This window comes from Sphingomonas sp. BL-S-28, assembly GCF_055521515.1.
On record NZ_CM145483.1, the window covers coordinates 1,337,079 to 1,356,109 of the forward strand.

Annotated in this window: 16 protein-coding genes; 11 read left to right on the forward strand and 5 right to left on the reverse strand. The window is 65.2% G+C overall.

Annotation, left to right across the window (positions count from 1 at the left end):
- Positions 1-12 precede the first annotated feature (12 nt).
- On the forward strand, positions 13-591 hold the full coding sequence (locus ACZ1JC_RS05645) for a lipid-binding SYLF domain-containing protein (protein WP_465138907.1): 579 nt from the start codon (positions 13-15) through the stop codon (positions 589-591).
- Between the two features lie 330 nt (positions 592-921).
- On the opposite strand, the gene ACZ1JC_RS05650 is transcribed toward ACZ1JC_RS05645, so the two are convergent.
- A complete protein-coding gene (locus ACZ1JC_RS05650; RefSeq protein ID WP_465138906.1) occupies positions 922-1,338 on the reverse strand; it encodes a hypothetical protein in 417 nt (138 codons plus the stop codon).
- A gap of 1 nt (position 1,339) precedes the next feature.
- Between ACZ1JC_RS05650 and ACZ1JC_RS05655 the strand changes: the two genes are divergently transcribed.
- Positions 1,340-2,542 carry an IS256 family transposase gene (locus tag ACZ1JC_RS05655; protein ID WP_465135341.1) on the forward strand — a complete coding sequence of 401 codons (1,203 nt, stop codon included), beginning with the start codon at positions 1,340-1,342 and terminating at the stop codon, positions 2,540-2,542.
- A gap of 353 nt (positions 2,543-2,895) precedes the next feature.
- On the opposite strand, the gene ACZ1JC_RS05660 is transcribed toward ACZ1JC_RS05655, so the two are convergent.
- The 3 genes from ACZ1JC_RS05660 to ACZ1JC_RS05670 form a co-directional block, all read right to left on the reverse strand.
- Positions 2,896-3,162, reverse strand: a complete 267-nt coding sequence (locus ACZ1JC_RS05660) for a metal-sensing transcriptional repressor (RefSeq protein WP_465138905.1) — start codon at positions 3,160-3,162, stop codon at positions 2,896-2,898.
- Positions 3,163-3,189: 27 nt separating this feature from the next.
- The gene (locus ACZ1JC_RS05665; protein ID WP_465138904.1) at positions 3,190-4,083 is read right to left on the reverse strand and encodes a nickel/cobalt efflux transporter; all 894 of its coding nucleotides are present in this window, start codon (positions 4,081-4,083) and stop codon (positions 3,190-3,192) included.
- Positions 4,084-4,226: 143 nt separating this feature from the next.
- Positions 4,227-5,318 (reverse strand): Gfo/Idh/MocA family protein, encoded by a 1,092-nt coding sequence (locus ACZ1JC_RS05670; RefSeq protein ID WP_465138903.1) that lies wholly within the window; start codon positions 5,316-5,318, stop codon positions 4,227-4,229.
- Positions 5,319-5,349: 31 nt separating this feature from the next.
- On the opposite strand from ACZ1JC_RS05670, the gene ACZ1JC_RS05675 reads away from it, so the two are divergent.
- From ACZ1JC_RS05675 to ACZ1JC_RS05690, 4 genes are all read left to right on the forward strand, one after another.
- Positions 5,350-6,258: an aldo/keto reductase gene (locus ACZ1JC_RS05675; RefSeq protein WP_465138902.1), complete on the forward strand. Its 909-nt coding sequence runs from the start codon at positions 5,350-5,352 to the stop codon at positions 6,256-6,258.
- Positions 6,213-7,340, forward strand: coding sequence for an LLM class flavin-dependent oxidoreductase (locus ACZ1JC_RS05680; protein ID WP_465169046.1), 1,128 nt, complete (start codon positions 6,213-6,215; stop codon positions 7,338-7,340). Before ACZ1JC_RS05675 ends, ACZ1JC_RS05680 begins: the two co-directional genes overlap by 46 nt.
- 261 nt (positions 7,341-7,601) lie before the next feature.
- Entirely contained in the window at positions 7,602-8,837 is a 1,236-nt protein-coding gene (locus tag ACZ1JC_RS05685; RefSeq protein WP_465138900.1) for an MFS transporter, read from the forward strand.
- Positions 8,838-8,910: 73 nt separating this feature from the next.
- Positions 8,911-11,211 (forward strand): TonB-dependent receptor, encoded by a 2,301-nt coding sequence (locus ACZ1JC_RS05690; RefSeq protein ID WP_465138899.1) that lies wholly within the window; start codon positions 8,911-8,913, stop codon positions 11,209-11,211.
- A 51-nt stretch (positions 11,212-11,262) separates the two neighbouring features.
- Here ACZ1JC_RS05690 and ACZ1JC_RS05695 read toward each other — a convergent pair whose 3' ends face one another.
- Positions 11,263-12,651, reverse strand: a complete 1,389-nt coding sequence (locus ACZ1JC_RS05695; RefSeq protein ID WP_465138898.1) for an FAD/NAD(P)-binding protein — start codon at positions 12,649-12,651, stop codon at positions 11,263-11,265.
- 360 nt (positions 12,652-13,011) lie between these two features.
- On the opposite strand from ACZ1JC_RS05695, the gene ACZ1JC_RS05700 reads away from it, so the two are divergent.
- From ACZ1JC_RS05700 to ACZ1JC_RS05720, 5 genes are all read left to right on the forward strand, one after another.
- Complete coding sequence (locus ACZ1JC_RS05700; protein WP_465138897.1) at positions 13,012-13,929, forward strand: TauD/TfdA dioxygenase family protein; 918 nt, start codon at positions 13,012-13,014, stop codon at positions 13,927-13,929.
- A 46-nt stretch (positions 13,930-13,975) separates the two neighbouring features.
- Positions 13,976-14,959, forward strand: a complete 984-nt coding sequence (locus ACZ1JC_RS05705; protein ID WP_465138896.1) for an ABC transporter substrate-binding protein — start codon at positions 13,976-13,978, stop codon at positions 14,957-14,959.
- Positions 14,956-15,786: an ABC transporter permease subunit gene (locus ACZ1JC_RS05710; protein WP_465138895.1), complete on the forward strand. Its 831-nt coding sequence runs from the start codon at positions 14,956-14,958 to the stop codon at positions 15,784-15,786. Before ACZ1JC_RS05705 ends, ACZ1JC_RS05710 begins: the two co-directional genes overlap by 4 nt.
- 78 nt (positions 15,787-15,864) lie before the next feature.
- Positions 15,865-16,632 (forward strand): ABC transporter ATP-binding protein, encoded by a 768-nt coding sequence (locus ACZ1JC_RS05715; RefSeq protein ID WP_465140286.1) that lies wholly within the window; start codon positions 15,865-15,867, stop codon positions 16,630-16,632.
- A 95-nt stretch (positions 16,633-16,727) separates the two neighbouring features.
- Positions 16,728-19,028 (forward strand): TonB-dependent receptor, encoded by a 2,301-nt coding sequence (locus ACZ1JC_RS05720; protein ID WP_465138894.1) that lies wholly within the window; start codon positions 16,728-16,730, stop codon positions 19,026-19,028.
- Positions 19,029-19,031 lie beyond the last annotated feature (3 nt).

Consider the following 19,031-nt stretch of genomic DNA (forward strand, 5'->3'; position numbering starts at 1 on the left):
AAAGGTCGTGCAATGCAGATCGATCATCAGCCCATCACCCGCCGCCTGGCAGTAGGCGGCATTGCCGCCGCCCTGCTGACGCTGGCCATGCCCACGCAAGTCTACGCCGCATCGTCGAAGGCGGATATCGAAGCGAAGTCCCGCGCGGCGCTGAAGACGCTGCTTGCCGCCAATCCCAAGGCCGCCGCCGTCGCCAAGCAGGCCAAGGGCGTGATGGTCTTCCCCAACATCATCAAGGGCGGGCTGGTGATCGCTGGGTCGTCAGGTGACGGCGCGCTGCTGGTCAGCGGCAAGCCGACGCGGTTCTTCAACACCTCCAGCGCCTCGATCGGGCTGCAGGCGGGCGCACAGGGCTATGGCTATGCGCTGTTCTTCATGACCGATGCGAAGATGGCCGAAACCACGAACGGCACGACCTGGGATGCCGGCTCCGACGGCAGCGTGGTGCTGGTGGACAAGGGCGCGGAAGCTTCGCTGGACACGGCCAACCTGCACAAGGCCGTCTACGCCTTCGTCTTCGACCAGAAGGGTTTGATGGCCGGGATCAGCCTGAAGGGCAGCCGGATCAAGGAAATCCATCCCAAGCAGTGAACACGCAGCCCAGGCGGCGTGGACACATTCGATGTCGTTCGGGCCGAGAGGGGTGGCGATTGCCGTCACCCCACCCGCTCCGCTCATGTTGAGCTTGTCGAAGCATGAGGAGCCGAAGCGCCCAGCCTAGGGGGCTTCGACAAGCTCAGCCTGAGCGGGGGTGGAAGGACGGCTTTGGGTGGGAAGTTGCCAGTCCAACGTCTCTCCCATGTCTCGTCGCCCCCGCGAAGGCGGGGGCCCCGCTACCTGGTGCCACGACTTCACGCCTGAAGTAAAAAAGCGGGATCCCCGCCTGCGCGGGGACGACGACTTTGGGTGGAAAAACAACTGTCAGTTATTGTCGAAATCGAGATCGATCAGCTTCGTGATGACATCGTCATCGAGATTCATAACGGCTTCGGCAACCCGGAGTTGGCCCTTCGCGGCCGCCAAGGCAGACATGGCGGATAGGAGCGTCGGTTCGTCCCAATCTTCGTGGCGGTGCAGCGCGACACACTCCGCCAAGCGTGAAACGGCATCGCCATACGCTTCAGCCAAATCGCCCGGAACGGGAGGCCCTTTTCCGCTACCCCGTGCAATCTCGATCGCGGCAGGTAGCTGGAAGAAGCTGAAATCTATTGGCTCTTTCGTATTGAAGGCGATTTCGAGATCGTGTCCCGGGAGGTGGTGTAGCTGAGGGTTGAGGTGGTCACCGTGATTTTCGGATAGGTTTGGGTTGCGAAACTCGAACCTGACGGAAGGAATCACGATGACCGATCCGATGATGCACCTGCGTTCGCTGGTAGAGAAGACCCCGGACGCGGATATTCTACGCGAGATGATCTCGTTTGCCGCCGAGCGGCTGATGGAGATGGAAGTCGGCAACCTGACTGGCGCTGGCTACGGCGAGAAGTCTCCCGACCGGCTTGTTCAGCGCAACGGGCACCGCGAGCGCGACTGGCAGACGCGGGCCGGCACTGTCGAGCTGCGGATCCCAAAGTTGCGCAAAGGCAGCTACTTTCCCGTTTTCCTCGAACCACGTCGGATGGCGGAGCGGGCGCTGACTGCGGTGATCCAGGAGGCCTACATCCAGGGCATTTCCACCCGCTCAGTGGACGATCTGGTCAAAGCGCTTGGCATGGACGGCATCTCCAAGAGCCAAGTGAGCCGCCTATGTGAGGAGCTCGACGAGCGCGTGCATACCTTCCTGGACCGCCCGATCGAAGGGGATTGGCCGTACCTTTGGATCGACGCAACCTACGTGAAGGTTCGGCAGAATGGGCGGATCGTCTCGGTGGCGGTGATCGTCGCGGTAGGCGTGAACAGCGACGGTCGCCGCGAAGTGCTGGGCATGGACATCGGCGCCTCGGAAGCCGAGCCTTTCTGGACCGCCTTCCTGCGCAAGTTGACGCGCCGAGGACTGCGCGGCGTCAAGCTGGTCATCTCCGACGCGCACGAAGGCATCAAGGCAGCCGTCTCCAAACTGCTCTGTGCCACGTGGCAGCGCTGCCGGGTTCACTTCATGCGCAATGCGCTGGCTCATGCCGGTAAAAGCGGCCGCAGGGTTGTCTCCGCCTTCATCGCCACCGCCTTCGCTCAGGAAACACCCGAGGCCGCCAGCCAGCAATGGCGTGCCGTGGCCGATCAGGTGCGACCCAAACTGCCCAAACTGGCAAACCTGATGGATGAAGCCGAACCCGATGTGCTGGCCTACATGACCTTCCCGCGCGAGCATCGCGCCAAATTACACAGCACAAACCCCATCGAGCGCCTCAACGGCGAAATCAAACGCCGCACGGATGTCGTCGGCATCTTCCCCAATGAGGCTGCCATCACCCGACTCATCGGCGCTATCCTCATGGAACAGTCAGACGAATGGGCCGTCCAGCGTGCCCGCTATATGACCCTTGAAACCATGGCGCCGGTCAGCGACAATCCAATCACCATGCTCTCAGCAGTCCCAGGAGCATGAACGGCCCAGACGGATGCCGAAATGCGCGGCGCCTCGGCTTCAGCTACACCACGCCCCGGGACACAGTCGATTTCGACCATATGTGGGACAGCCGCATAGGATGCATCATACACGTCGCCTTGGTGGCAAAGGCTCGACCAAAGCGTGAACCACGGCTCGCTATTCCATCCGGTCTTCGGACCCGTCGCACGCGAGAGTTGGCGAAGCAGTTCCGGGATGTCGGCCGCGCTTCCATAGGCGTGTGAGAGCGTCTGCCAGCGTGGGTCATCGAGGTCGATCATAGCTCCACCTAAGCGACCTGCCCTATGACCGCTAGGGGGCGCTTGCTGACTGTCCGAATTTGTCCCCGCGCCCTACAGATACCGGGCGATCTCCGATAGCTGGACCAGCGTTTCGCGCGTCTCCGGCGTCAGTTCGCCCACGGCCTCTTCAAGGTGATGCTCGATATGGTGGGCCACCAGCGCGCCGCGCGCCTTGGTCAGGGCGGCGATTACCGCCTGCAATTGCTGGGCGATCTCCAGCGCGCTGCGGTTTTCCTCAACCATGGAGGCGATCTTGGCGAGGTGCCCGTTGGCGCGCCTCAGCCGATTGACCATCGCCTTGTCGCTGGCATGACTCATCGATCGCCCTTCTTTTCGCGTACTACCTCATGGCAGGTGCTGCCACGCCGACAAGGCCACATAGAGCCCGACGCCCAGGATAACGAGGCCTGAAATGTAAGGCGCCTTGCGAATAGCCTCGCCAAAGCCGGTCCAGCGCTTCTCGACATGGCGCAGGCTGAGCGCGGCCAGCACGCCGGAGGCAACCATGGTGAGGGCAAGGCCCACGGAGAACGCCACCACCAGCGTCGCCCCCAGCGCCAATCGCTTGAGCTGAAGGCACAGCATCAGCACAGTGATCGCGCCGGGGCACGGGATCAGCCCGCCGGTCAGGCCGAACAGCACGATCTGGCCGGTCGTCACCCGCGTATTGGCGAAGCGCCGGCGGATATCCTCGGCATGGGCCGCTTCGTGCGCATCGACATAGCCGCCGGTGGCCAGTTCCAGCTCGTGGATTTCCGCTTCGGTGGGCTCGTGGTGGTGATGGTGGTGGACGTGATCGCCGTGATGGTGGTGGTGATGCCCATGGTCATGTCCATGATGGTGATCGTGCGCGTGCCCCGCATGATAGCGTTCGGCCGCGATCTGCTCCCGCCGCGCGCGCCACAGCATCCAGATCGCCATGCCGACGATGATCACGCCGGAAGCAAGCTGGAACCACGGTTCGGTATCCTCGGCGCGAAGCCCGCCGAACAGCCACATCCCCCCCAGCGCCACCGCCCAGACGACCATCGTATGCGAAAGCGTGGCGGCAAGGCCCAGCAGCACCGCCTGCCGCACGGTGCCTTTCACCGCGATGATGAAGGCCGCCATCATCGTCTTCGAATGGCCGGGCTCAAGGCCGTGCAGCGCGCCGAGCAGAATGGCGCTGGGGATGAACAGCCAGGCACCCGAACCGATGGGGTCGCCCACCTGGGTGATGAGTTGGGACAGATCGAACATGGCGCTCCATTATCCCCCCTGGGGGGATATGAGAAGCCCCAATTTCGCACCGCCTTCCATTCCCGCTGAAGCAGACGCAAAAACGCGCCGGGAAGTGGACCTTCCCGGCGCGCTCGATAATGACCAGTGCTGCCCGCGAAGGCTCAGCTGCCGAGCAGTTCCGCCATCTCCACCACGCGCTTCTCACGCGCGCTGAGTTCGGCAGCGGCGCCGATGGCGACTGCCATCAGCCCGTCGCGCGCGGTAACCTGCACTTCGCCCTCACCGCGCACGGCGCGGGCAAAGGCTTCGTGCTGGTAGAACGTCGCGCCGTGGTGCGAACCGGCATCCATCGCCGCCTCGTCCACGGCGACATGCCAGCGCTCTACCGCCTTCGGACCGGGCCATGGCACGCGCGGCGACCAGACCAGATCGCCCGGCGGGATCAGCACGTCCAACCGGCCCTTGTCGCCGGTCGCGCTCATCTCTTCCTGATGCTCGGCGCCTTCGGCGAACATGCAAAGGTCCAGCAGCGCACGGGTGCCGTCCGCGAAATCGACGGTGGTGAAGCTGTTGTCGATGATGTCGGGCTGGCGGCCGTCATAGCGCTCGTCGATGTGATTCACATCCATCGCGCCCGAGCAGTAGACGCGCACCGGCTCGGACCGGGTGATCAGCCGCATCAGGTCGAAGAAGTGGCAGCACTTCTCCACCATGGTGCCGCCGGTATTGGCGGAGAAACGGTTCCAGTCGCGCACTTTGACCAGGAACGGGAAGCGATGCTCGCGAATGGAGAGCATCTGCAGGCGGCCGACTTTGCCGCCGTGGATCTCGTCGATGAAGGCCTTGGCGGGCGGCATGAAGCGATATTCCATGCCGGTCCAGAACGGCGCCTTGCGGGCTTCGGCGCGCTCCACCACCCAGCGCGCGTCTTCCATCGTCGTGCAGAGCGGCTTTTCGCAGAGGATCGCCACATCGCTGTCCAGCAGCGGCTCCAGCACCGCGCGGTGGGTGAAGTTGGGCGAGACGACGACCACCACATCAAGCCCGGCATTGGCGATCATGCTGGCGCTGTCGGCATATTCGGCCACACCATCCGCCGCGGCGCCAAGGGCGTCCTTGGCCCAGCCGAGCGAGGTGGGTTCGGGGTCCGCTATGGCTACAACTTCAGCGCCCTCAAGGATTTTGATGTTGTGGATGTGCTCCACACCCATCATGCCGGTACCGACGATCCCGTACCGCAAAGCGTCTATCATTTCGGCAATCTCTATTATATTGGTTGAGAATATGACCCTCCCCCTATCGACCCAATCCGTCCCGCTCGGCAAGAGTGGAATTTCCGTTTTTCCGATTGCCTGGGGCATGTGGCGGCTCGCCCGTGAAGACGGCAACGACGATATCGGTGCAATCGTTGCGCGTATCGAGGCGGCGCTGGAAGCCGGCATCACGCTGTTCGACACGGCCGACATCTACGGCTGCGACGCAGCGCTGGGCTTCGGCGGCGCGGAACTGCTGCTGGGCAAGGCGCTGGCCGCCCGCCCGGACCTGCGCGAGCGGATGGTGATCGCCACCAAGGGCGGCATCGTGCTGGGCGTGCCTTACGATTCGAGCCCGGCCTATCTGAACAAGGCGCTGGACGCCTCGCTCGAACGCCTTGGCCTGCCCTCGGTCGAACTCTATCAGATCCACCGCCGCGACTTCCTGGCCCACCCGCGCGACGTGGCCGAAACCCTCGCCTCCATGGTCGAGAGCGGCAAGGTGAAGTCCATCGGCGTCTCCAACTACAGCCCGGCCGAGTTCGACGCGCTGCAGGCATTCCTGCCCTTCCCCATCGTCTCCACCCAGCCCGAATTCTCGGCCGCGCGCTACGCCCCGCTCTATGACGGCACGCTGGATCAGGCGATGGCGCATGACGTGGCCGTGCTGGCATGGTCGCCGCTGGGCGGTGGCCGTCTGGCCTCGGGCTCGGAAGACCCGGTCGCCAAGCTGCTGGCAGCGCAGGGCGAGCGCTTCGGCACCGATGCCGCCGCCGCCGCGCTCTCGTGGGTGATGGCGCATCCCTCGCGTGCGATCCCCATCGTCGGCTCGCAGAATCCGGAGCGTATCCTGGCCTCGCGCGACGCGCTGAAGGTCGAGTGGACGGCTTCCGAATGGTACGCCGTGCTGGAAGCATCGATGGGGGCACGCCTGCCGTGACGGCGCTCAACCCCTGCGAAGTCAGCTGGTTCTCGGCGCTCTGCGACGATGACTACGAGTTCCTCGGCCAGCCGGACCCGATGCTGCGCTCCAGCTGGGAGCATTGCCGCAACATCGTCACCGCTGCCGAGGAAGGCGGTTTCGACAATGTGCTGCTGCCTTCCGGCTATGCGCTGGGCATCGACACGACCGCCTTCGCCGCCGCCATCGCCACGCAGGTCCGCCGCATCAAGCTGCTGATGGCGGTGCGCATCGGCGAGATGTGGCCCGCCCAGCTTGCCCGCCAGATCGCCACGATCGACCAGATTTTAGGCGGTCAAAAAGGCGGGGGGCGCCTGAACATCAACATCATCTCCAGCGAGATGCCGGGCGAAACCCTCGACGGCGGCGCCCGGTACGAGCGTACGACCGAAGCCATCGAGATCCTGCGCACCTTGCTGTCGGGCCAGTCGCTCGACCATCAGGGCCGTTTCTGGAACCTGAAGCTGGACGCGCCGCGCATGATCGCGCCGGGTTCGAAGTGCCCGCCGCTCTACTTCGGCGGCCTTTCGGAACCCGCCCGCGAAGTCGCCGCCAAGGGCTGCGACGTCTACCTGATGTGGCCGGACCGGATGGAGGCGGTGAAGGAAACCATCGCCGACATGCGCGCCCGCGCCGCGAAGTACGGCCGCACGCTGCGCTTCGGCTACCGCGTGCACGTGATCGTGCGTGAGACCGAAGCAGATGCACGGCTTGCCGCTGACCGCCTGCTCTCCCGCCTCGACGCGGCAGAAGGCGCGGCGATCCGCGCGCGTTCGCTCGATTCCCAGTCGGTCGGCGTGCAGGCGCAGGCGGCACTGCGCGAAACCGCCAGCGACGACGGCTATGCCGAGGACAACCTGTGGACCGGCATCGGCCGTGCCCGATCGGGCTGCGGCGCCGCCATCGTCGGCGATCCGGATCAGGTGCTGGCAAAGCTTCAGGCCTATCGCGAGGCCGGGATCGATGCCTTTATCCTCTCCGGCTATCCGCACGCTGCCGAGGCCGACTTGTTCGCGCGCCATGTGCTGCCCCGGATTGATCACGGGCCGCTGGTTCTGTGATTTGAGCGATTGGGATCGGGAACTTCGATACCGATACCGATCGCCCACCACACAAAACCTCGTCGCCCCCGCGAAGGCGGGGGCCCCGCTTTCTTGCGCCGCAGCGCTGTGGATCGAAGAACAAGCGGGATCCCCGCCTTCGCGGGGATGACGAAGTAGGTGAGGCGATCTCGCCTCCTGCCTGACTCCGCCCGCCAGACCACCGGCTCCGAACAGAAGGTCCATGATGCCCCACTCCTCTCAGACCGAAACGAGCCGCGCATGACCCTCTCCCCCCGCCGCCGCTGGCTACTGTTCACGCTCGCGCTGACCGCCGGCGTGCTCAATCTGGTCGACCGCCAGATCATCTCCGTACTGAAGCCGACAATCGCCGCCGACCTTGGCTGGAGCGACGATGATTACGGCACCTTGGCCGCTTGGTTTCAGGCCGGCGCCGCCTTCGGTTTTCTGGCGGCGGGCTGGCTGGTAGATAAACTGGGCGCAAAGTGGGCCAATGCGGCGGGCGTGGCGGCATGGTCGCTGGCGGCGATGACGCATGGCTGGGCCAGCAGTTTCAGCCAGTTCGTGCTCTGCCGCATCGGCCTTGGTGCGACGGAATCGATGGGCACCCCGGCCGGCGTGAAGACCATCGCCACGATCTTCCCACCCAATCTGCGCTCGCTGGGCTTCGGCCTGACCAACATGATGAACAGCATCGGCGCCATTCTGGCCCCGCTGGCGATCCCGGTGGTGGCGGCTGTCTGGGGCTGGCGCGCGGCCTTCGTGCTGGCGGGCGTGGTGGGCCTCGTCTGGGTGCTGGCATGGCTCGCCGCATCACGCGGTGTGGACTTCGACGATCGCCAGCCGGCCCTTCCCGGCAATGTGCTGTCGGGCGACACGCTGTTCCTGAAGGAAGGCCGCACCTGGACCATCGCGCTGGCCAAAGTGCTGTCCGACGCAACCTGGTGGCTGATGTTGTTCTGGATGCCGGATTATTTCCACCGGCAGTTCGGCCTTTCCGGCACCGAACTCGGGCCGCCGCTGGCGCTGGCCTATTGCGGATCGGCCGTCGGCTCACTGCTTTCGGGCTATGCCGCCAATCGCCTGCTGGCGAAGGGATGGACCGCGAACCGCACACGCAAGACGCTGATGCTGATCTCCGCGCTCTGCGTGGTGCCGGTACCGCTGGCGCTCCACGCCCACGAATACTGGGCGGCGGTGGGCCTGATGGCGCTGACGTTGGCCGGGCATCAGGGCTTCTCCACCAACCTGTTCGGCCTGATCGCCGACGTCACGCCGCGCCACAAGGTCGGCCGCGTGACCGGGTTCGGCGCGTTCTGCGGCAATCTGGGGGGCACCGCGATCAGCAAGATCGCCGGCCTCGTGCTCGCCGCGGGGCTGGGTTACGGCCCGCTCTTCGCCTTCGCCTCCGTCTCATACCTGCTGGCGCTGGGGTGGATCCAGCTGACCATGCCTAAAATCATTGTCGCCGAACCGCTCACTTCGGCTTCCGCATAGGGCGACTAAAGGAAAACTATCTTTCTCAACTAAAACGGTTGAGTATGGTCCGCCCCGTTCAAGGGAGACCACAATGACCATGCCCCCTCTCCGCGCCGCCAGAGCCCTCCTGCTCGCGTCCGCGGTCCTTTTCCCGGCGGCGGCTTTTGCTGATGAGGCCCCCGCCGATGGCGCCATCACCCCGCAGCCGGGCGAGATCGTCGTCACCGCGCGCTACCGCGATGAATCGCTGCAGCAGGTGCCGATCGCGATCACCGCGGTCAGCGGCCAGTCGCTCAACGACCGCGCGATCCACACGCTGCAGGACCTTTCCAACACCGTCCCCTCGATCGACTTCCGCAACGGCGCGTCGAACAAGGACCGCACCGTATTCATCCGCGGCGTCGGCACGATCAGCACCTCGCCCGGCGTCGAATCCTCGGTCTCCACGGTGCTTGACGGCGTCGTCCTCACGCGCCCCGGCCAGGCCACGCTGGACGTGGGCGAAGTGGAGCGCATCGAAGTGCTGCGCGGCCCGCAGGGCACGCTGTTCGGCAAGAACGCCTCTGCCGGTGTGATCAGCATCGTCACCGCCGCGCCGTCCGAACAGTTCCACGCCTATGCCGAAGGCACCGCGACGACGGACGAGGAATACCGCATCAAGGCGGGTGTCACCGGCGGCATCGCGCCGGGCATCTCGGCCCGGATCGACGGCCTCTACGCCAACTATGACGGCAACGTGCACAACGTCTACACCGGCAACGAAGTGAACGGCTACGAGCGCTACGGCGTGCGCGGCAAGATCCAGGCGCAGCCTACCGACACGCTGAAGCTGACGCTTTCCGGCGATTACCTGCACTCGCACGACACCACGCCCAGCGGCGTCTATGCCAGCACCAGCCAGATCGCCTATCCGACCGGCGTGGTCACCCCGTCACCGGCGCTCGCCGCGTTTCTGACCAGTCAGGGCATCACCGCTGGCCCGGAGAACCGCCAGGTCAGCACCAATTTCGATACCGATGTGAAGGACAAGAACTACGGCGGATCGCTCACCGCCGAATGGGGCATCGGTGACTACACCGTCACCTCGATCACCGCCTACCGCGAGTGGAAGAACGCCCAGCATCAGGACTACGATGCCCTGTCGCAGCTTTCGGCCACCTTCCCGCAGGGCGACGATTACGGCACGGTCGACAACCACCAGTTCTCGCAGGAACTGCGGCTGACCTCGCCCAAGGGCAAGTTCATCGACTATGTCGTGGGCGCCTACTACCTCCACGCCAAGACGGACGAGGTCTATACCCGCACGCTCACCCGCCTGATCTCGGGCGCGGAGAACGTGGTCACGGGCGTGGCGAACTACGGCATCACCAGCGACAACTATGCCCTGTTCGGTGAAGCCAACATCAATTTCACCTCGTGGCTGCGCGCCATCGCCGGCTATCGTTCCACCTGGGACGATCTCAGCTACTATCACGTACGCACGTCTACCAACGACCCGACGAACTCGGGCGCCACCGCCCTCGATGTCGCCGGCATCCGCGCCTATCACAATTCGACCGGCTCCACCTCCACCCGCGGCGATTCCTATCGCGGCGGCATCCAGGCGGACTTCCTGACCAACAATCAGGCCTATTTCACTTATTCGCGCGGCTACAAGGGCCCGGCCTACAACGCCTATTTCAACATGCGTTCGCTGAATGCCACGACGCCGCTGGATGAAATCGCGCTGAAGCCGGAAACCTCGGACTCGTTCGAAGGCGGCATCAAGGGATCGGCGCTCGATCGCAAGATCACTTACGCGCTGGCGCTCTACACGACCAAGTTCCACAACTATCAGGCCAACTACAACGACGTGGTCGGTGGTGCGCAAGTCACCCGCCTGATCAATGCGGGCACCGTGCAGACCAAGGGTGTGGAGTTCGATTTCGGCCTGCGTCCGATCCCGGGCCTCTCGCTCGATACCTCGGTCGCCTACACCGATGCCAAGGTGATCAACTTCATCTGCCCGGCAGGCGCGCCGTCCAGCTGCAACATCAACGGCGAAGTGCTGCCCTTCGCGCCGAAGTGGAAGCTCTACAGCAATGCCGCCTATCGCTTCGCGCTGTCGAACGCGCTCGATCTGGAAGTGCAGTCGGACATTACGCTGAAGAGCCGCACGCAGTACCAGTTGACCGAGACGCCGGGCACGATCCAGCCGGGCTATTACATCTGGAACGCCAGCGTGGCGCTGATCGGCACCACGGGTGACTGGCAGCTGCGCGGGTTCGTGAAGAACATCACGAACCAGAGCTATTCCAACTACCTCGCCAACGGCACGCTGGCCGGCATCGTCCGCTACGTTCCGCGTGACGACAAGCGGTACGCCGGCATTCTGCTGCGCAAGGACTTCTGATCGGACCTGCAGGGGGCGGCGAAAGCGGCCCCCTGCACAGCCCATCGAAGGTCAGAGGCCCTCCCCGCCGACCCAGTGCATGTCGGCCAGATAACGCGCCAGATTCCAGACCTGCCGCCGAATGTCGGGCACCGCCACGATCTCCCACGCTTCGCCCTTGGTGACCGGCCCCACCGCGAATAGCGTGTCCTGCGGCCGCCCTTCCGCATCGCGCACCCGGCCAAGATGGTCGACATCCAGCCCCAGCCGGTGCGCGTCGGGCCGGACGCGGTGCTGGGCCAGCAGATCCTTCACCAAAGGCAGCCCGCTGCGCAGCAAATCGCCCTCCGGCCCCGTGCAATTGATGATCCGGCAGACTTCCAGCCGAACCAGCCGCTCTTCGCCGCGCGGGCGATAGTCCGCCGTGACGCCGCGCCCACCCGCTTCCGTGCGCACCAGCTTACCGGCGGCGAATTCCAGCCGCCCTTCGGCCTCCAGCTCGGCCAGCCGTTTCGCCACGTCGGGCGCCAGACGATGCCGGTGAACATCCCAATAGGGGCGCAGATGCCGCAGGAAACGGCGCTGGGCGGCGGTATCATGGCGGCGCCAGAGGTTCTGCGTATGCGGCCGCTGCTCGTCCACCGCCGCGCGCCAGCCGATGGCCTTGGCGCGCGCGCGGATCTGCCGCACCAGCGCGGATCCGCGCGCATCCGGTGCCGGCACGTTCTCCACCGCCGGCCCCGTCTCCGCATGGGCGTGCGGCTTCAGCCCGCGCCGCGAGAGCGCGGTGATGCGGCCCTTGAACCCCGCCTTGTCTAGCGAAAGGATCATGTCCGCCGCCGTCAGCCCCGTGCCGATCAGCAGGACGTGGTCGAGCGTGCCGGCATCACTGACCGCGCGCGGATTCCACGGATCGGCAAAGCACCGGTCATCCGGCAAGGCGGCCAGCACCGGATGCGGCGTCGGCGGGAAATTGCCCAGCGCCAGAACCAGCGAACGGGCCACGATCTCGCTGCCGTCATCAAGCTCGACGGTAACCTGCCCCGCCCCGAACCGGGCCGAGAGCGCTTCGGCGCTGACGATCTGCGCTTTCGGCCCGGCATCGGCCAGCGCCTTGATCAGCAGTTCGCGCAAGTAGAGGCCATAACTCAGGCGCGGCACGAAGCGATTGGCTTGCTCCTCCCCGCTCTGGCCGATCCAGCGCAGGAAATTGGCCTGATCGTCTGGAAAGGCGCTCATATTGGCCGCGCGCACGTTCAGCAGATGCTCCGGCCCCTTGGTCCCGAAGGCGAGGCCCTTGGCCAGCTGCGTGTGGTTGCGCTCTATCAGCACCACGCGCACGCCCTGACGAATCAGGTTGATGGTCAGCAGCGTTCCGCTGAACCCCGCGCCGACCACGGCGACGGGCAAGTCCTCGGGCGGCTGTTCTTCGGGTTCGATCCTGGGGGGTAATTGATTCATGGGTTGAAACCTATCCGCATCACCCGCCTTTTATCAACTATTCTGGTTGAGAATAGCGCCGCCACCATGACAAAACGCAGGAAAGCGCCGCTTCGTCGCGTTGCGTGGGCGCCATCGACGAGCGGTGCATCAGATACGACGATGCCGCAGCCTCGCCCAAGCCGGTCGCAGGATTTCCGTTGACAGCACATTGTCCACCGTTATGGTTGAGAATGTGGAGCGCGTGACCCCGTCCGCCTCCCCCGGTTTTGCCGCTGGTGTGAAACCCCGTCGTGCAGGTCGTCAACGACAGCACTCCCATCCCGTGATTTGCGATGCCGCGGACACTGCCGTGCCGTGGCACGATGAGGAGATTGTGCGATGAATGCCACCACCCTTGCCGCGCGTCCCGCCGACACGCCCGCCGACAAGAATGCCATCGGTTCTTTCGAGGTCCACCGCGTGGAAGCCAATCTGGGCGCCGAGATCCGCGGGCTGGACCTGACCGGCCCGATTACCGCGGACCTGGCCGATCTGCTGCGCGGCCTTTTGTGGGAACATCAGGTGCTGTTCTTCCGCGATACCGGGATCGATGATGCCAAACAGGCGGAAATCGGCCGTGTGTTCGGTCCGCCGGTGGCAGACAGCATCGCCCGCCGGCGCGGCGTGAAGGATGAGGATATCGTCCCCTTCAACACCGGCCCTTATGCCAACGGCTATTACGGAACGCCCTGGCACGCGGATGCCACCTATCTGGAAACGCCCTATCAGGTTTCGATCCTGCGCAGCGTGATCGCGCCCGAACTGGGCGGCGACACGGCCTTTTCCAGTGGCATTTCCGCCTATGAAGCCCTGCCGCAGGAGGTGAAGGACAAAATCGCCGGACTGGATGCGATCCACCGCCCCAACGGCAAGGCCTACCAGCTTATCGATGATGAGAAGGAACTGGCCGATTACCTGGCGGAATATAGCGGCGTTGCCCATCCGGTGGTGATCACCCATCCCTTCAATGGCCGCAAGGTCCTCTACGTCAACGAGGGCTTCACCAAGGAAGTGGTCGGCTTGCCGGAGGATGAGAGCAAGGAACTGCTGCGCTATCTGACGCACCAGTTCTATCGCCCGGAAAACATCGTGCGGTTCAAATGGCAGCCCGGGTCGCTGGCGATCTGGGACAACCGATCGGTCCAGCACTACGGCGTCGCGGATTACGGCCAGGCCCAGCGCCAATTGGTGCGCATCGTCGCCAAGGGCGATCGCCCGCAGCGCGCTCAGCCGGGGCGCGATGGTCCGCAGGGCTGATCCTTCCCACCGCCCCTATCCCCAAGACAAGCGAGGCGCCGCTTTCGTGACCAGCCCAAGTCGTATCCTTCCGGCTCTTGCTGCTGCCGCCCTGCTGGCCGCCTGCCAGCCATCGGCCAAGCAGGACGCAGAGCCCGTCCTGCGCGTCGCGGACCAGCTTCATACGCTGCAATCGGCGGTGAACGCCGCCGGCGAAGGCCAGCCCGGGAACTATCGCATCCAGTGGTCCAACTTCCTTGGCGGCCCTTCCGTCATCGCGGCGGAGACCGGGGGATCGGTGGATCTGGGCTGGATGGCGGAAACGCCGATGGTCTTCGCGCAGGCGGCGGGCAGCCCGGTCAGGGTGGTCGCCGTCAGCAAGGGGCTGAAGCCCGGCACATCCAACATCGCGCTGGTGGTGAAGCCGGATGCGCCGATCCATTCGGTGGCGGACCTCAAGGGCAAGCGGATCGGCTATGCCCCCGGCACGATATCGCAATACCTTGTCGCGCGGTTGCTGGATCAGGCAGGGCTGACGTTCAAGGACATCACGCCGGTCCGCCTTTCCGGGATCAGCACGGCGGTGCTGGACAGCGGCACCGTCGATGCCTTCACCGCCGCCGAACCGATGCTCACGCAGGGGATCGACGCCGGAAAGCTGCGCGTGCTGGCCTATGGCGGCGAACCGGTGACGCCGGGCTACGGCTATCTCGTCGCGTCGGAGGCGGCGCTGGCCGATCCCAAACGCGCCGCCCTGATCGCCGATTTCGTGCAGCGCGCCGCGCGCTCGACCAAATGGCAGCGGGAGAACGTGGACAAGGCGGCGCAGTTCTCCGCCAAGGCCTACAACGTCACGCCCCAGCTGGCCGGGCAAATCCTGCGCCGGATGCCAGCCGGCTACACCGAAATCGATGCATCGATCATTGCCGGCCATCAGCGCGAGGCAGACCTCTTCCACAAGTTCGGTCTGATCCGCCAACGCGTGGATGCATCGAAACTGTTCGACCACCGCTTCGACAAGCTGGTGGCCGCCGTGGAGAATGGCCGATGAACGCCCCCTTCTTCGATCCCGGCCCGCTGGTCCGCCCCGTCGTCCGCAAGGCCGATGACAAGCCGGGGCGCCTGTCGCTGGCGCGCCGGGCGATCGGGCCGCTGCTGGTTCTGGCCGCATGGGCGGCAGCGACCGGTGCAGGGCTGGTCGATGCCTCCGTCCTGCCATCCCCCCGCCTGCTGATCGCCACGGTCGGGCACTTGTGGCACGAGCAGGAACTGGCGCACCAGGTCGCCGTCTCGCTCGCCCGCGCGCTGGCCGGGGCGGCGCTGGGCATCTCGCTGGGTCTGCTGCTGGGCGTGATCGCCGGGCTGACGCGGCTGGGCGAGGAACTGTTCGACGCAACGCTGCAGATGATGCGCACCGCCCCGCCGCTGGCGCTGGTGCCGCTGTTCATCGTCTGGTTCGGGGTGGATGAGACGCCGAAGCTGCTGCTGATCGGCCTGGCCACGATGTTCCCCATGTACCTCAACACCTATTCGGGCGTCCGCAATGTCGATCGCAAAGTGGTGGAGGCCGCCGGCACGTTCGGCCTGAAAGGCCCGCGCCTGATCCGCGAGGTTATCCTGCCGCTGGCCTTGCCCTCGATCCTCACCGGCCTGCGTTTTGCGCTCGGCGTCTCGCTGCTGATGCTGATCGCGGCCGAGCAGATCAATGCACAGGCCGGGCTCGGATATCTGCTCAACACGGCGCAAGTCTACCAGCAGGTCGACGTGATCCTGGTCTGCATCTTCATCTACGCCGTGCTCGGCCTGTTGGCCGACCTGTTCGTTCGCCTGCTGGAAAGACTGCTGATGCCCTGGCGCGCCAATCTGGCCGCGCGATAGGAGACGACGATGCCGCATTCCTCGCCATATATCCCTACCCGCCCCTCCGCCTCGGTTCATCCGATCTTCGCGCCGACCATGGCCGAAGAAACACTCCGCATCGGTGACGCCGATCCGTTCGAAAACCGGCCGCAGGCCGTCGCCGTGCAAGGCGTCACCCGCGTGTTCCACGGTCGCCCGGTGTTGGACGGGGTGGACCTGTCGATCCGGCCCGGCGAATTCGTCGCCCTGCTCGGCGCATCGGGCAGCGGCAAGACGACGCTGCTGCGCATCCTTGCCGGACTGGACGCGCCGGACGAGGGCGAGGCCTGGGTGCCGGAGGCGCGCACCGTGGTGTTTCAGGAGCCGCGCCTGATCCAGACGCGAAAAGTCTGGAAGAATGTCGTCGCCGGCCTGTCCGGTCGCGCCGCCGCGCGGCATGTGGCGGCGGCGGCGCTGGCCGAAGTGGGGCTGGACCATCGCGCCGACGCATGGCCCGCCACGCTCTCCGGCGGCGAAGCGCAACGCGCGGCACTGGCCCGCGCGCTGGTGCGCAAACCGCGCCTGCTGCTGCTGGACGAACCTTTCGCCGCGCTCGACGCGCTGACCCGGCTGCGGATGCAGCGGCTGATCGGCGCGCTGTGCCAGACGCACTCCCCCGCGACGCTGCTGGTGACGCACGATGTGGAGGAAGCGATCTTGCTGGCCGACCGGGTGCTGGTGCTGCGCAATGGCCGCATCGCCTTTGACCGCCGGATCACGCTGGACCGCCCACGCACCGCCGGCGGCACGGCCTTCGACACGCTGCGCGGCCAATTGCTGGCCGAACTGGGCGTGCGAGAGGATAATCCGGCACCGGTTTCGTGAACTGCCGGCGCAGAACTTATTTGACAAAATGATAATGCGATTGACTCGCATTATAGCCTTGGACATAGGAACGCCCTGAAATTCCAGGGGGCTCCATGATCCGTTTTTCCGTTTGGCTGTCCGGTGTTACCACGGCCGCGCTTACCGTTTCCGCATTTTCCGTTCCGGCCATGGCGCAGGACGCGGCACCGTCCGCCGAGCAAACGCCGGCCCCCGGTGACATCATCGTCACCGGCGAGAAGGCCACCCGCACCCTGCAGGAAACGCCGACCAGCATTGCCGTCACCACGTCCGACCGGATCCGGCGGGAGACGCTGATCTCGATCCAGGACGTCTACAACCGCACCGCGAACCTTTCGGAGACGTACGGTGCATCGGGCTTCACCATTCGTGGCGTAAGCAACACCGGCGTGGGCGCAGGCGGGCAGGCCGATGCGGCCAGCGTCTATGTCGACGGCGCGCCGATCCCGAAATGGGCGCTCTACGGCGGGCCCACCGACATGTGGGACGTGCAGCAGGTGGAAGTGCTGCGCGGTCCCCAGTCCACGATCCAGGGCCTGAACGCGCTGGCGGGCGGCATCGTCATCACCACCAAGGATCCCTCGCTCACCCGCTGGACCGGCGATGCCCGCTTGCTCTGGACCGAGCATGACGACCGCACGTTCTCTGCGGCCGTCGGCGGCCCGATCATCGAGGACGAACTGGGCGTGCGCCTCTCGGCAGAGCGCCGGAACGACCGGGGCATCATCAAGAACGTCACGCGCGGCGGCTATGACGATGCGCTGAAGTCGCTGAACTTGCGCGGCAAGGTCATGTGGACGCCCTCCGCGCTTCCCGGCTTGGAGGCGGTGGCCAGCTACAACCGCGTGCGGCGCGATGGCGGCTATCTCTACGAATATTCGCGCACCGACGTGCCCGATTACTACGATCACCGCATTTCCACCGGCGACCAGCCCAGCCGCGGCAAGATCGACAGCGACATTGCCGTGTTCAACCTCAGCTACCCGGTGGCGGACAATCTGAAGCTGTCCAGCGTCACCTCGTGGAACCGCTCCAAGGTCCATTCGGAAGTCGATACCGACGGTACGCCGCAGGATATCCAGGCGATCGACAACCGCTATCTCTACAAGACGCTGACGCAGGAACTGCGCCTCAATTACGATGGGCCCAAGCTGAGCGGGTTGCTCGGCGCGTGGTATTACCGCCGCACCGGGGCGATCAACCAGAACAGCCGCGTCAACATCGCCACGCCGACTTCGACCATCGCCGCGCTACTGCAGGCCAATGGCGCCTCGGCCGCGCAGGCGCAGGCGATCAGCAGTGCCTATGCCACCCAATTGCCGGTGATCCCGGTGCTCTACACCGCAGAGCAGCCCGAAAAGGTGGAGACCATGGCGCTGTTCGGCGATGCCCGCCTGAAAGTGACCGACCGGCTGACCCTGATCGGTGGCTTCCGCTTCGATCACGAGCGCAACCGATACTCGGCAGAGACCGTGGCGACCTTCAACGGCACATTGCCGAACCCGAACTTCATGGGCGCGGCCTATGCCGGCATCATCAACGTGATCAATCAGGGCGTGCTCGGGCTGGTGGGCGATGCCTCCTCCCCGCTCGCCACCAACAGCCGCACTTTCAATGCCTTCCTGCCGAAGATGGGCGTGAGCATGGACTGGACGCCGGACCTGACCACCGCCTTCACCGTGCAGCGCGCCTATCGCTCCGGCGGGTCCAGCCAGAACCCGGCGCGCGCCGAGCTGGTGCCTTACGATCCGGAATTCAGCTGGAACTACGAAGGATCGCTGCGGTCCAAGTGGCTGGACGGCAAGCTGGTGATCAATGCCAACGTCTTCTACATGAAGTGGCGCGACCAGCAGGTCACTGCCTATTTCGGGCTGAATGCTTATGACTACAACACGGTGAACGCCGCCGGATCGCACCTTTATGGCTTCGAGCTGGAGGCCAATGCCGCCGTTACCCGGGGCGTCAGCCTCTATGCCTCGGTCGGCCATGTGCGCACCAAGTTCGACGATTTCGACCTGCCCAGCGGCGCCACCAGCACCGTGGACCTGACCGGCACGCAGTTCCCCTATGCCCCGCGCTGGACGCTGGCGGGCGGCGTGAATGCCGATTTCGGCAGCGGCTTCACCGGCAACCTCAACGCCAATTACCGCAGCTCCGTCTTCACCGGCGTCGGGCAGGATCAGGCGCAGTACAAGGTTTCGGCCCGCACCGTAGTCAACGGGCAGGTCGGCTATGACAGCGGCACCTGGTCCGTCTTCGTCTTCGCGCGCAACCTCTTCAACGAGAAGTACAAGCAGTACGAATATGCCGCGATCCACCAGGCGATCCTGGGCGATCCGCAGACCTTCGGCATCGGCGCCGGAGTGCATTGGTGAGCC

Excerpts from the sequence above, each read along its gene's own strand:
- ACZ1JC_RS05645 (WP_465138907.1), top strand. The coding sequence starts at position 13 with ATGCAGATCGATCATCAGCCCATCACCCGCCGCCTGGCAGTAGGCGGC.
- ACZ1JC_RS05655 (WP_465135341.1), top strand. The coding sequence starts at position 1,340 with ATGACCGATCCGATGATGCACCTGCGTTCGCTGGTAGAGAAGACCCCG.
- ACZ1JC_RS05660 (WP_465138905.1), bottom strand. The coding sequence starts at position 3,162 with ATGAGTCATGCCAGCGACAAGGCGATGGTCAATCGGCTGAGGCGCGCC.
- ACZ1JC_RS05665 (WP_465138904.1), bottom strand. The coding sequence starts at position 4,083 with ATGTTCGATCTGTCCCAACTCATCACCCAGGTGGGCGACCCCATCGGT.
- ACZ1JC_RS05670 (WP_465138903.1), bottom strand. The coding sequence starts at position 5,318 with ATGATAGACGCTTTGCGGTACGGGATCGTCGGTACCGGCATGATGGGT.
- ACZ1JC_RS05675 (WP_465138902.1), top strand. The coding sequence starts at position 5,350 with ATGACCCTCCCCCTATCGACCCAATCCGTCCCGCTCGGCAAGAGTGGA.
- ACZ1JC_RS05680 (WP_465169046.1), top strand. The coding sequence starts at position 6,213 with ATGGTACGCCGTGCTGGAAGCATCGATGGGGGCACGCCTGCCGTGACG.
- ACZ1JC_RS05685 (WP_465138900.1), top strand. The coding sequence starts at position 7,602 with ATGACCCTCTCCCCCCGCCGCCGCTGGCTACTGTTCACGCTCGCGCTG.
- ACZ1JC_RS05690 (WP_465138899.1), top strand. The coding sequence starts at position 8,911 with ATGACCATGCCCCCTCTCCGCGCCGCCAGAGCCCTCCTGCTCGCGTCC.
- ACZ1JC_RS05695 (WP_465138898.1), bottom strand. The coding sequence starts at position 12,651 with ATGAATCAATTACCCCCCAGGATCGAACCCGAAGAACAGCCGCCCGAG.
- ACZ1JC_RS05700 (WP_465138897.1), top strand. The coding sequence starts at position 13,012 with ATGAATGCCACCACCCTTGCCGCGCGTCCCGCCGACACGCCCGCCGAC.
- ACZ1JC_RS05710 (WP_465138895.1), top strand. The coding sequence starts at position 14,956 with ATGAACGCCCCCTTCTTCGATCCCGGCCCGCTGGTCCGCCCCGTCGTC.
- ACZ1JC_RS05715 (WP_465140286.1), top strand. The coding sequence starts at position 15,865 with ATGGCCGAAGAAACACTCCGCATCGGTGACGCCGATCCGTTCGAAAAC.
- ACZ1JC_RS05720 (WP_465138894.1), top strand. The coding sequence starts at position 16,728 with ATGATCCGTTTTTCCGTTTGGCTGTCCGGTGTTACCACGGCCGCGCTT.